The sequence below is a fragment of the Xenorhabdus sp. PR6a genome (assembly GCF_028599065.1).
GTDB classification, from domain to species: Bacteria; Pseudomonadota; Gammaproteobacteria; order Enterobacterales; family Enterobacteriaceae; genus Xenorhabdus; species Xenorhabdus doucetiae.
Window position 1 is genome coordinate 1 of record NZ_JAQRFJ010000042.1, and the last position, 11914, is coordinate 11914.

General features: G+C 47.5%; 11 protein-coding genes. 4 read left to right on the forward strand and 7 right to left on the reverse strand.

The features are described from left to right. Positions 1 to 31 precede the first annotated feature (31 nt). Positions 32 to 358 (reverse strand): IS66 family insertion sequence element accessory protein TnpA, encoded by a 327-nt coding sequence (gene tnpA / locus PSI15_RS12005; RefSeq protein ID WP_273583734.1) that lies wholly within the window; start codon positions 356 to 358, stop codon positions 32 to 34. A gap of 1302 nt (positions 359 to 1660) precedes the next feature. Between tnpA and PSI15_RS12010 the strand changes: the two genes are divergently transcribed. After that, positions 1661 to 1963 (forward strand): helix-turn-helix domain-containing protein, encoded by a 303-nt coding sequence (locus PSI15_RS12010; protein ID WP_045972879.1) that lies wholly within the window; start codon positions 1661 to 1663, stop codon positions 1961 to 1963. 191 nt (positions 1964 to 2154) lie between these two features. On the opposite strand, the gene PSI15_RS12015 is transcribed toward PSI15_RS12010, so the two are convergent. The 5 genes from PSI15_RS12015 to ftsY form a co-directional block, all read right to left on the reverse strand. Further along, complete coding sequence (locus tag PSI15_RS12015; protein ID WP_273583754.1) at positions 2155 to 3288, reverse strand: glycerate kinase; 1134 nt, start codon at positions 3286 to 3288, stop codon at positions 2155 to 2157. Positions 3289 to 3385: 97 nt separating this feature from the next. Then, positions 3386 to 4243 (reverse strand): RNA polymerase sigma factor RpoH, encoded by an 858-nt coding sequence (rpoH, locus tag PSI15_RS12020; RefSeq protein WP_045972882.1) that lies wholly within the window; start codon positions 4241 to 4243, stop codon positions 3386 to 3388. 212 nt (positions 4244 to 4455) lie between these two features. Further along, positions 4456 to 5436 (reverse strand): permease-like cell division protein FtsX, encoded by a 981-nt coding sequence (ftsX, locus tag PSI15_RS12025; protein ID WP_273583735.1) that lies wholly within the window; start codon positions 5434 to 5436, stop codon positions 4456 to 4458. Next, positions 5429 to 6094, reverse strand: a complete 666-nt coding sequence (gene ftsE / locus PSI15_RS12030; RefSeq protein WP_045972886.1) for a cell division ATP-binding protein FtsE — start codon at positions 6092 to 6094, stop codon at positions 5429 to 5431. Before ftsE ends, ftsX begins: the two co-directional genes overlap by 8 nt. A 6-nt stretch (positions 6095 to 6100) precedes the next feature. Beyond that, a complete protein-coding gene (gene ftsY / locus PSI15_RS12035) occupies positions 6101 to 7747 on the reverse strand; it encodes a signal recognition particle-docking protein FtsY (protein WP_273583736.1) in 1647 nt (548 codons plus the stop codon). Between the two features lie 229 nt (positions 7748 to 7976). On the opposite strand from ftsY, the gene rsmD reads away from it, so the two are divergent. From rsmD to PSI15_RS12050, 3 genes are all read left to right on the forward strand, one after another. Beyond that, positions 7977 to 8555 carry a 16S rRNA (guanine(966)-N(2))-methyltransferase gene (rsmD, locus tag PSI15_RS12040; RefSeq protein ID WP_273583737.1) on the forward strand — a complete coding sequence of 193 codons (579 nt, stop codon included), beginning with the start codon at positions 7977 to 7979 and terminating at the stop codon, positions 8553 to 8555. Positions 8556 to 8596: 41 nt separating this feature from the next. Then, positions 8597 to 8878 (forward strand): DUF1145 family protein, encoded by a 282-nt coding sequence (locus PSI15_RS12045; protein ID WP_045972892.1) that lies wholly within the window; start codon positions 8597 to 8599, stop codon positions 8876 to 8878. 168 nt (positions 8879 to 9046) lie between these two features. Next, on the forward strand, positions 9047 to 11374 hold the full coding sequence (locus PSI15_RS12050; protein ID WP_273583738.1) for a zinc/cadmium/mercury/lead-transporting ATPase: 2328 nt from the start codon (positions 9047 to 9049) through the stop codon (positions 11372 to 11374). A 247-nt stretch (positions 11375 to 11621) separates the two neighbouring features. On the opposite strand, the gene tusA is transcribed toward PSI15_RS12050, so the two are convergent. Further along, positions 11622 to 11876 carry a sulfurtransferase TusA gene (gene tusA / locus PSI15_RS12055; protein WP_273583739.1) on the reverse strand — a complete coding sequence of 85 codons (255 nt, stop codon included), beginning with the start codon at positions 11874 to 11876 and terminating at the stop codon, positions 11622 to 11624. Between the last annotated feature and the right edge of the window lie 38 nt (positions 11877 to 11914).

Below are 11914 nucleotides of genomic sequence, written 5' to 3' on the forward strand. Positions count from 1 at the left end.
AAATAAACGTCGGGGACATCCACAAACATTTTCATGCGGCGAGCCCCCGGATAATCGCAATGATGACGTGGGTTTCTGTACCGGCCGGGAAACGCAGTGTGCCATGCGGTGTCTCAAATACGATGGGAGGCATACCGGATGGAGCGAATTTTTCCAGAGCGGCATGGATTTTAATAAAAGCCGGCGCAGCGGGCTCAGACGGCTTTTCCTGTGGGCGGGAGCCGCGTTGGCGGTGATGATAGAACCGGGTTGTCGAGATACCGATCTTTTGGCAAAACTGCCGGACAGACAGTTCAGATTTTTTCTGCTGTTCAAAAATGTCCAGCCACTCAGCTTGAGTAAACCGGGATTGGCTCATGGGGCTTTTCTCATCATAAGAATAGGTGACACTATTTTAATCAGTGAATTCCCGCTGGCTAGGTGGGGTTCCCCGTACGCTTACGGTTTTAGGACAATATCCTGAAAAAACACCTCAAAGCCGTGATTTTCCGTAGACAAATTATCAAAGAAAAACGGAATACAAGTTGATAAAACAACTCCCCACTTAACAAAACACAATATATTATTGTTTTTTAATGAAAAAATAACAGGCATAACTCAATATCACGTAAGAATACTCCTGCTGCTTGCAAAAAATTCAAAAGTGCGAGTGAACGCCAGTTTTAGACGAATTAAAAGTCTATTTAGTGGAAAAGGTAATAGTAAATAATATTTTTAATTAAAAAATGGTAAATCAACCGCAACAATAGATAAAAACATTAAAATGTCTTTATATAAGTCAAATCGATAAAATTTTATTAAAAAACAAAACAATTTATACCAAACTGTAAACATAATCCTACATAATGTAACTTAAGTCAAATTTTATTACATACTACAAATCATTCCACTTAAGCAATTATAATATATGAATTTTTTTGTTATTCACATATTTTATTGCGATGAAATAAAATTGATGGTGAAAAAATGTCACTTGATGCCAGTCAAGTATGGCAGGATCAACCAGAATTAATGTTTCTAAATCATTACATATCCAAAATTTAATTCTATTTAGTATCAATCATATGGATTATAAATCCAAACTAGACAGTTTGGTATATTTTGTCCAGTTTATAACCTCACAAAAATCATCAACAAGAATAAGACATGCCAATTAATATGAGATTAGTTATAAATTTGTTGTTTTTTACGCATTTATCTTACATAAATACGTAAAAATATTTAAAAATCAAATGATTATATTTATAAAATTACAAAAAATCCCATAAGATAAGAGTTAGGAGCATATTGGTTATCTCTTATGTCAGGAGAACAGGAGTGCTACTTAAGCCATAGCGATGGTGCAGTCAAAAATGTGCAGAGGAAGCGATAAAACAGAGAAATGTAATTCGTATCATGGAAGGACACTCCTTGTTTCGGTGAAGGGCTGTTTTTTTACAACACGTTAATAAAAAATTATCTCATTACAAAAACAAGACGCATGTCAGAAAACAAAACGGCGAATCAGGTGGTAACAATAGGCATACCGTGAACGGTAGTGAATCCGTCAAGGCAGGCTCTATTTTACGAGCGAGTGGTGGAGCAGAACATTGAACTCATTTTAAGCTCCGGCAATTTTCCTTGATAACGCCATAACTTACTGATTAAAAAAGGATAAGATATGGAAGATGCAAACCTATTAGTCGGAAAACGTATTCAGACCAAAAGGAAACAACTGGGCATCACTGCCACAGCATTAGCAAAACAAATTGGCATCAGTCAACAACAACTTTCACGTTACGAAACGGGCGCAAACCGAATTAATATCGCCCATCTGGTTAGAATTGCCCGGATATTAAATACGCCAATTGGGTGGTTTTTCCTGGATTGCGAAGAAAACAAGAAAGAGGACAACACTGTTAATAAACTCGTAGATCAATATATTCCCATTGCTGAAACAATTATAGGAAAGAATGGTTGTTAAATGGGACAAGATAAATTCGTCAGAAGCCTGTTGTGTTACTCATTTCAATTACCTCATTCAGGCTTCTGACCCTTGTCAGGTTCAGCCATATCGGCATAAATTGCTTAATGGTCATCAACTCTGCCGGCGAATATTTTTAGTTGCAACCATCTTGCTTCTGCTTGCTAATGCCGTTTTTTATCGTTTGGTTTTCAATGAGAAATCGCCCAAACCGCGGCAATATTACGGGCTGTTACCTGTAAGTTATCAGCGCTATTGGCAAGGGCATCTGAAAGGGTACAAACTTCCGGTATGATGGAAAATACGGCATCCAGCCCATGTTGATGGACAACATGATAATCCCGGCTCATGCTTCCAACTAAAGCGATGGTGGGAATAGCAAACTTTTTCGCAACACGGGCAACACCAAGAGGGGTTTTACCGTGCAGGGTTTGGCTATCCAGACGACCTTCCCCTGTAATGACCAGATCGGCACCCTGAACAGCGTCTTCCAGTTTCAAGGTTTCGATAACAATCTCAATACCTGACTGTAATTTCGCCCCCAGACACCCCAATAACGAAGCTCCCATTCCCCCAGCCGCGCCGGCACCCGCGGCATCAATGATGCTTTTCCCTGTGAGCGATTCCATTTTCATTCCATAATGACGCAGTGCCGAATCCAATAACTTAACCATTTCCGGGGTTGCCCCTTTTTGTGGGCCAAATACGGCTGATGCCCCCAATTCACCACATAGCGGGTTATTCACATCACAGGCTACCGTCAGTTCAATCTTCCCAAGACGTGGTGCAAGGTGGGTTAAGTCGATACTTTCCAGCCGGGTCAATGCCGCGCCGCCAAATGGTAATATACGGCCGTCACCATCCAGTAAATTTGCACCCAGTGCCTGCATCATCCCTGCGCCACCATCGTTGGTTGCACTGCCCCCAATGCCTAAAATGAGTTTGCGCGCGCCATGTTCCAACGCAGCCAGAATCAGCTCTCCCGTTCCATAACTCGTCGTTAGCAACGGATTGCGCTGCGCCATTGGCACCAAATGCAGACCAGAAGCGGCGGCCATTTCAATCACGGCGGTTTTTCCATCGCCAAGCAGACCAAAAAATGCCTCAACAGGCTGCCCCAAGGGATCGGTGACAGTACATGCGATGCGTTTTCCCCTCGTGGCCGCAACCAGTGATTCGACTGTCCCTTCCCCGCCATCCGCCATAGGCAATTTGATATAGTCTGCGTGTGGATAAATTTCTTTGAATCCCCGCTCTATCGCCTGTGCGACTTGCAGGGCGCTCAGGCTTTCCTTAAACGAATCAGGAGCAATCACAATTTTCATCATGGAATTTCCTCGCTTCTCTGGCACGTATGTATAAAAAAAGCGATAAACTCATTATCGCTTTTTAATCCGGCAAGAAGGGATGTCGTCTAAGAAATTACGCTTCAATCGCCAGTCGCAATTTCTTCATTGCATTTTTTTCGAGCTGTCTAACACGCTCAGCAGATACACCGTATTTGTCTGCCAGTTCTTGCAAGGTGGTTTTGTTATCATCATCCAACCAACGGGAACGAATGATGTCTTGGCTACGCTCATCCAGCCCTTCCATCGCGACAGAAAGTTTATCCGCTGCGTGGTTTTCCCAGTTATCTTCTTCAATGCCATCAGCAAAGTCAGACGCCTTGTCTTGCAAATACAGCACCGGAGCCACGGGATGGCTGTCATGATTATCATCATCAGAGGGCATATCGAATGCCATATCCTGCGCTGACATGCGCGATTCCATCTCGCGGACGTCTTTGCTGGTCACGCCTAATTCTTTGGCAACCAGCTCAATTTCGTCCTGATTGAACCACCCCAGACGTTGTTTCGCCTTGCGCAAATTAAAGAACAGCTTACGCTGGGCTTTGGTTGTTGCGACTTTCACGATACGCCAATTACGTAATACGTACTCATGAATTTCTGCCTTAATCCAGTGAACAGCAAAAGAAACCAAACGTACACCTACTTCTGGATTAAATCGACGAACCGCTTTCATCAGGCCAATATTACCTTCCTGAATCAAATCCGCTTGCGGCAGACCATAACCGGCATAACTGCGGGCAACATGAACAACGAAGCGCAGGTGAGAAAGAATCAGCTTTTTCGCTGCATCCAGATCTCCCTGGTAATGCAGCCTTTTTGCCAGTTCCCTCTCTTCCTCTGCGGAAAGCATAGGGTAAGCATTGGAGGCACGAATGTATCCTTCCAAACTACCTTGTGGAACTAATGCCAAAGTTTGCATTTCTTTTGTCATTCAAATTCTCTCAAAATTAGATCTAAATTGACGGCTTTCAAGTTTGCCTGAGTGAACCCATGAGGGTTATTCAAGCCAAAGATATGCCTATTTTACCACCGTAGAGATCATATTCAAATCATCTCAATAGTGTAAACATCAATACAAAATCATAACTGTGATTTCGACCACGATGAAGCCCAAAAGTTCACTGGCAAGCCTGACCAACGCCTCTATTCCGGCCTGAAACGACGCAAATGCTGAATTGTCGCAAACCATGCTGCAATCCAACCAATCATACCTGAAATAAGGACTAATAAGAGTGATTCATCCCATCCCAAGCCATGCAGCTTAAAACTGGTGCCAAAAACACTCGCGACTTCCGTGACCACATCGGAAAGTTTCCACACCAGCAGAGAGGAGAGGATCAGGGAAAATATGGCGCCCAGTACGCCCAGTAAGGCACCGCCATTCAGGAAAGGACGCAGAATAAAACCATCCGTTGCCCCAATCAGCTTCATGACATTAATCGTCTCACGGCGGCTAAAGATACTCAGCCGGACGCTGTTACCAATGACCAAAAGCAGCGCAACCACCATCAAAATGCCTATCACGGCCGCAATTCTGCCGACAAGGACGGCCAACGCGGTCAGGCGGGCAAACCAGCTATCATCCATCCTGACGTCTTCAATGCCTTTAATCTGCGCAACCTGATCGCGCAATGTCGTGAGTGTCTGATTGCTTTGGAAATTCAATTGAGGAGAAACGATGGCGACCGCCGGCAACGGGTTCTCCTCCAGTAAATCCAGGGCACTGGCAAAACCCGACCATGCCCGGAATTCGTTTACCGCATCTTCACGGGAAAGGTAATTCACTGATTTCACGCCCTCCATGCCTTGCAACTGATCAATGACCTGTTTGACACTCTTGTCATTCAGTGATTTATCCAAATAGACCGTGAGTTGCGGGATGGGATACCACTGCATCACAGCTTGATCGACGTTTTTCCAAACGATATAAAACACACTCGGTAAGGTCAGGGAAATGGCAACCACCATCATGGTCAACAGCGTCGCCAATGGCTGGCGGAACATATCAGACAGCGTACTTTTCCACGCATAACGCTGCTGTACGCGCCATCCCCCTTTCAATGACCTGGACTTGGATGTTGGCGAATAGCTTTTTTTCGCTGAATGACGGACATGCTTAACCATGATGCCCTCCTTGCATGCGCCCCTGATTCAGGGTCAAGATACGGTAATTTCTTCGTTCAATCAGGGCGGTATCATGCGTCGCCATCAGAACGGTCACGCCAACTCGGTTAAATTCTTCAAACAGACGGATGATCCCCTCTGATAATGCCCCATCCAAATTTCCTGTCGGTTCATCCGCCAGCAATACCGTGGGCTTATTCACCACCGCGCGGGCAATGCCAACACGTTGTTGCTCTCCGCCAGAAAGTTGAATGGGGAAATTTTTCGCTTTGTCCAGCAAGCCGACCTTATCCAATGCCGCAGATACCCGCCGACGAATATCCTCAGCACTGGCTCCTGAGATGATCAGCGGCATGGCGACGTTCTCGTATACCGTGCGATCCAAAAGCAGGTGGTGATCCTGAAAAATCATGCCGATCTGACGGCGCAGAAAGGGGATCTCGCGGGATTTTAGTCGGCTGATGTCATGACCAGAAAACCAAATATGACCGGCACTGGGGCGTTCGATGCCACAGATAAGTTTCAAAAGTGTACTTTTACCCGCCCCTGAATGACCGGTTAAAAATGCCATTTCCCCTGGAAGGAGATGAAACTCCACCCCTTGCAGCGCCTGCCGCCCTCCCAGATAGGCTTTACTGACCTGTTCAAAGCGAATCATTGATAGTTAATCCTCTCTGGCAAAAAGCGCCTCAATAAAATCGTCTGCCTTAAATGGACGGAGATCTTCAATGCCTTCACCCACACCAATGTAGCGGATGGGGATCTCAAATTGGTCGGCAATGGCGAAGATAACGCCCCCTTTCGCAGTACCATCCAGTTTGGTCAGTGAAATACCCGTCAATCCTACCGCTTCATGGAATAGTTTAGCCTGACTTACTGCATTTTGGCCTGTGCTGGCATCCAGCGTCAGCATAATTTCATGAGGAGCCTCTTCGTCCAGTTTTTTCATCACTCGAACGATTTTTTTCAGCTCTTCCATCAAATGTGCTTTGTTCTGCAAGCGCCCTGCGGTATCGGCAATCAGGACATCAACCCCTTTGGCCTTGGCTGACTGGATGGCATCAAAAATCACTGAGGCGGGATCGGCGCCCGTATGTTGGGCAATCACCGGGATTTTGTTGCGTTCGCCCCAAACCTGTAATTGTTCTACTGCGGCTGCCCGGAAGGTATCCCCGGCCGCCAGCATGACGGATTTCCCCTGAGACTGGAATTGACGTGCCAATTTACCAATGGTGGTTGTTTTACCCACGCCATTCACGCCTACCATCAGAATGACATACGGTGATTTATTTTCGATCGCCAGCGGCTTATCCACTTTCGCCAAAATAGCCGACATCTCTTCTTTCAGTTTAGCGTAAAGCGCTTCCGCATCTTTCAACTCTTTGCGACTGGCACTTCCTGTCAGGCTGGTGATGATCTTACGGGTCGTTTCGACACCCACATCGGCAATCAGTAGATGCTCTTCCAGCTCTTCAAACAGATCATCATCAATTTTCTTGCCACGAAATAGCCCCAGAAAACCGGAGCCAAAATTTTGACGGGTTTTCACTAAGCTGCGTTTCAGACGGGCAAAGAACCCTTCTTTGGTTGGCCGCTCTTGTTCCTTAGGTAAGGTTACTTGTTCTGCCTCTTCTGCTGCACGACGGGCGGCTGCTTCCGCTAAACGCTGTTGTTCTGCCTCTTCTGCTGCACGGCGGGCGGCTTCTTCCGCTAAACGCTGCTGCTCTGCCGCTTCCGCTGCTTGACGGGCGGCTTCTTCCGCTAAACGCTGCTGCTCTGCCGCTTCCGCTGCTTGACGGGCGGCGGCTTCCGCCAGACGCTGCTGCTCTGCCTCTTCCGCTGCTTGACGGGCGGCTTCTTCCGCCAAACGCTGCTGCTCTGCCTCTTCCGCTGCTTGACGGGCGGCGGCTTCCGCCAGACGCTGCTGCTCTGCCTCTTCCGTTGCTTGACGGGCGGCTTCTTCCGCCAAACGCTGCTGCTCTGCCTCTTCCGCTGCTTGACGGGCGGCTTCTTCCGCCAAACGCTGCTGCTCTGCCTCTTCTGCTGCACGGCGGGCCGCTTCTTCCGCCAGACGCTGTTGTTCCGCCTCTTCTGCTGCACGGCGGGCGGCTTCTTCCGCTAAACGCTGCTGCTCTGCCGCTTCCGCTGCTTGACGGGCGGCTTCTTCCGCTAAACGCTGCTGTTCTGCCGCTTCCGCTGCACGGCGGGCGGCTGCTTCTGCTGCAACGCTTTCTTGTTCCTCTTGCTGTTGCTTATCTTGACGACCAAGTCCAAACCAAGAGAAGAAACCCTTTTTTTTCTCTTTTGCCATCGGCCACTACACTCCTCGCGGTTAATATTAGATATGGGTCGTTATATCCACTGAGATAGGTTCTAACGGTGATAAAATCCAGTCTAACATTTTCATCACACCACAAAACATATCTATAGCGGATTTCGTGGTAAATTAATCAATGAATTTCTTCGTTTTCATTCACTTTTTGTCTCCGCCAGAGATTATTTAATCGCATCGGATGACAAATGCTTAAGCTATGTAAATTATGACTAAAAAACCACAACGCGCGTCTTTGGGGCAAATCCGCATTATTGGCGGAAAATGGCGCGGGAGAAAATTACCGGTGCCGGAGAGTACCGGCCTGCGCCCAACCACCGACCGCGTCCGCGAGACACTTTTTAACTGGCTGATGCCAACGATTCAGAGGGCGCGTTGCCTGGATTGTTTTTCCGGCAGCGGCGCCCTTGGATTTGAGGCTTTGTCACGTTATGCAGGTCACGCGACCTTAATTGAATTCGATCGCAATGTGGCGAAACAACTCTCGGCTAACTTAGCCATGCTGAACGCTGAAAATGCCAATGTGATACAAGGTAATGCACTACAATACCTTAACGGCGTTGGAACACCGTTTGATGTGGTTTTCCTCGATCCGCCATTCCGTCAGGGAATGTTGGCTGAAACCATCCATTTATTGGAAACCCACGGTTGGCTGGCAGAAGAAAGCTGGATTTATGTTGAGGCAGAAGCAGAATCTGCTGCGACAGAAGTTCCGCCCAACTGGCAACTACATCGGGAAAAAATCGCCGGGCAAGTGGCTTACCGGTTATATATTCGTCACCCGTAGTCTGGTGTCCAAACAGCTTAAACACGATTTTGGAGTCGATGATGTTTATTCAATTAGGTAGAGGGATCATGATCTTAGTGTGGGGAATTATGATCTTCAATTTGTTTCACCCATTCCCTAAACCATTAAGATATTTTATGGATATTGCGATGGTATTTACGGTCATTATGCATGCTTTTCAGTTGCTGCTGCTGAAAAACTCCCAGCCCAAAGATCAAAAGCTGTCGAGTTTTCTCCAGACCAAGATCTTCTTTTTCGGGGTCTTTGAATTATTGGCTTGGCAAAAAAAACAACAAAAAGAGCATCAACGAGAGAAAAAATAACGTTCCATACTCCGTATTTCTTAGAGGAAGGATATTGATGATGAGCATCTATCCTGAATAGCACAAATCATCAAAAGAATTCCTCTTATCGGATTTGACTCTGGAGTTCACTCCAATGTGTAGAGTTAACGTTAATAATTAATATTAACTCTATTTAAGAGGTCGCCTATGTTCTCCACCTCCCAAAAACATAAGCAATCACAGCCCAATTCTTCATCTTGCCAAAAAGATGATCATCAGCATGTTACCAATCATGCTTGTTGTTCCACTGGCGCAGCACATTCACATGAACATGAGCATCCCCATGAACATTCTCATGAACATACTCATAAACATAGCGGCTCACACTGTTCACACGATCATGCCCATGCCATGCAAGATAGCGCTCCTCCCGAATTAACGGCGCAACAACGTTTTCACTGGACTATCCAAGGCATGGATTGCCCAAGCTGTGCAGGCAAGATCGAAAATGCGGTGAAAAAACTGCCAGACGCCAAACAGGTCAAAGTGTTGTTTACCACCGAGAAACTGGTGGTCGATGCGGATATTGATATTCGTGCCGCCGTTGAGCAAGCCGTAAAACAGGCGGGCTTTGAAATCAAGGGAACAAATTCGGCCTCTAAACTGCCTCCGGCAGTCAGTCACTGGAAGACTTTCGCCCCAATCCTGATTCTGGCCGCTTTGATGTTCGTCAGTTGGGGAATCTCAGCAGCCCATGCGCCCACAGGACGAATCGCTTTCATCATCACAACGCTGATTGGGTTATATCCGGTCGCGACCAAGGCTATCAAACTGATGCGTTCCGGCACCCCTTTCGCCATTGAAACGTTGATGAGTGTTGCGGCCATAGGTGCTTTGTTCATTGATGCCACCGCAGAAGCCGCGATGGTTATTCTTCTGTTCAAATTAGGGGAAATACTGGAATCCTATGCCGCGGGGCGTGCTCGTCGTGGTGTCAGTGCTTTGATGGCATTGGTGCCTGATCAAGCCTTGCTGATTAAAGAGGGAAAAAAGAAAACCGTCTCAGCAGCGGATCTGCGTCCGGGCGATATCATTGAAATCGCCCCAGGTGCCCGCTTACCGACGGATGCCGAACTCCTCAACCCATTTGCCAGTTTCGATGAAAGTGCCCTGACCGGGGAATCGGTTCCGGTTGAGCGGCTGCAAGGCGAAAAGGTCGCCGCGGGCTGTCTTTCTGTCGATAGTGCTGTGCAGATGAAAGTGATCTCTGAACCGGGCCATAACGCCATTGACCGCATCCTGCAACTGATTGAAGAAGCGGAAGAGCGTCGTGCGCCGATTGAGCGTTTTATCGACCGATTCAGTCGTATCTATACGCCGTTGATTATCTTGTTCTCAGCGCTGGTGGTCTTGATCCCACCGCTGTTGTTTGCCGGTTCATGGGAAACCTGGATTTACCGGGGACTGACTCTGCTTTTGATTGGCTGCCCTTGCGCACTGGTTATCTCGACGCCTGCCGCCATTACGTCCGCACTGGCAGCCGCGACCCGTCGTGGCTCCTTAATCAAAGGCGGAGCCGCTTTAGAGCAATTGGGGGCAGTCAGCACCATCGCTCTGGATAAAACCGGTACCTTGACCGAAGGAAAACCACAGGTGACTGACATTGAACCCGTGGAAAATATCAGCGCAGAAACCCTGCTGGCACTGGCGGGTGCGGTGGAAAGTGGCTCCCATCACCCCTTAGCAAAAGCGATTCTGAATGCCGCAGAAAACAGGGGCGTCACTATTGTCGAAGCTGAACATCGCAAGGCACTGGCTGGAATAGGGGTTGAAGGGCAATTATCGGAGCAGAAAATTCTCGTCGCAGCCCCCGGCAAATTGCCGGAAAATACATTGTCCGAGAAATGGCAACAGCGAGTGACTGAACTGGAAAACAGTGGCAAAACCGCGGTTGCGGTTATTCGTAATGATCTCCTTGTGGGGTTGATCGCGATGCAGGATACCTTGCGTCAGGATGCCATAGACGCCATTCGTAGCCTGAAAAAACAGGGAATAGATGCCGTGATGCTGACCGGTGATAATCCCCGAGCCGCTGCCGCCATTGCTAACCGGCTAGGCATCGATTACCGGGCAGGGCTGTTACCGGAAGATAAAGTGAAAGCGGTCACTGAGTTGAATCAAAAACACCGCACTATGATGGTCGGCGATGGCATCAACGATGCCCCGGCGATGAAAGCGGCCAGTATCGGCGTCGCTATGGGCAGCGGCACGGATGTGGCGTTGGAAACCGCCGACGCCGCCCTGACGCACAACCGGCTGACTGGTTTACCTGAAATTATCGCGCTGTCCCGAACAACTCACTATAACATTCGCCAAAATATCACCATTGCATTAGGTTTAAAGGCGATATTTCTTATCACGAGTCTATTGGGTATCACCGGACTTTGGATGGCTGTTCTGGCCGATTCGGGTGCCACAGCATTGGTCACCGCAAACGCCGTCCGATTGCTGCGGAGCAAATCACAGAAGCAGTGAAGGGAACATCAGCCTGAATTACCACAGCAGGCAAAAGGCCATAAAGGAAAATAACAAACTGAAAAGGTGCATGGTACAACTATGCACCTTTTCAAAAATCACAATTAAGTACAAATTAAGTACATAAGATTGCTATTAAGGAAAAAGGAATATGGCATTCAGCGAGGTGATAAGTTGACCAAATGCCATATTTAAAGCCTAGCACGATCCCTATTTTCTGCTAGTTAATTGTATATATTTTTCTCAATTAAACAGAATTTTCGCTTTTTTTGAGCAGGTATCGATAAGGCGTTTGCGCTGTCTCCTGAGCGATCAGCGCATGATCCATAAAGCGGCAGAAGCCCGGAATATCACGGGTGGTCGCCGGATCGTCCGCAATGATCAACAACGTCTGACCCGCCGTCATATGGCGAACCGTCTTGCGTACCATCATGACGGGTTCTGGGCAGCGCAGTCCCAATGTATCAAGTGTTTTGTCAGGGTTGGCAAAAACATCGGACATAACAATCTCTGTAGGTTCAAACAATCTATGGCGGTGGA

What these genes read in the sequence shown, in the direction of transcription:
- ftsY (WP_273583736.1), bottom strand. Translation starts at nt 7,747, where the DNA reads ATGGCAAAAGAGAAAAAAAAGGGTTTCTTCTCTTGGTTTGGACTTGGT.
- PSI15_RS12010 (WP_045972879.1), top strand. Translation starts at nt 1,661, where the DNA reads ATGGAAGATGCAAACCTATTAGTCGGAAAACGTATTCAGACCAAAAGG.
- ftsX (WP_273583735.1), bottom strand. Translation starts at nt 5,436, where the DNA reads ATGGTTAAGCATGTCCGTCATTCAGCGAAAAAAAGCTATTCGCCAACA.
- PSI15_RS12015 (WP_273583754.1), bottom strand. Translation starts at nt 3,288, where the DNA reads ATGAAAATTGTGATTGCTCCTGATTCGTTTAAGGAAAGCCTGAGCGCC.
- tnpA (WP_273583734.1), bottom strand. Translation starts at nt 358, where the DNA reads ATGAGCCAATCCCGGTTTACTCAAGCTGAGTGGCTGGACATTTTTGAA.
- PSI15_RS12045 (WP_045972892.1), top strand. Translation starts at nt 8,597, where the DNA reads ATGTTTATTCAATTAGGTAGAGGGATCATGATCTTAGTGTGGGGAATT.
- ftsE (WP_045972886.1), bottom strand. Translation starts at nt 6,094, where the DNA reads ATGATTCGCTTTGAACAGGTCAGTAAAGCCTATCTGGGAGGGCGGCAG.
- PSI15_RS12050 (WP_273583738.1), top strand. Translation starts at nt 9,047, where the DNA reads ATGTTCTCCACCTCCCAAAAACATAAGCAATCACAGCCCAATTCTTCA.
- rsmD (WP_273583737.1), top strand. Translation starts at nt 7,977, where the DNA reads ATGACTAAAAAACCACAACGCGCGTCTTTGGGGCAAATCCGCATTATT.
- tusA (WP_273583739.1), bottom strand. Translation starts at nt 11,876, where the DNA reads ATGTCCGATGTTTTTGCCAACCCTGACAAAACACTTGATACATTGGGA.
- rpoH (WP_045972882.1), bottom strand. Translation starts at nt 4,243, where the DNA reads ATGACAAAAGAAATGCAAACTTTGGCATTAGTTCCACAAGGTAGTTTG.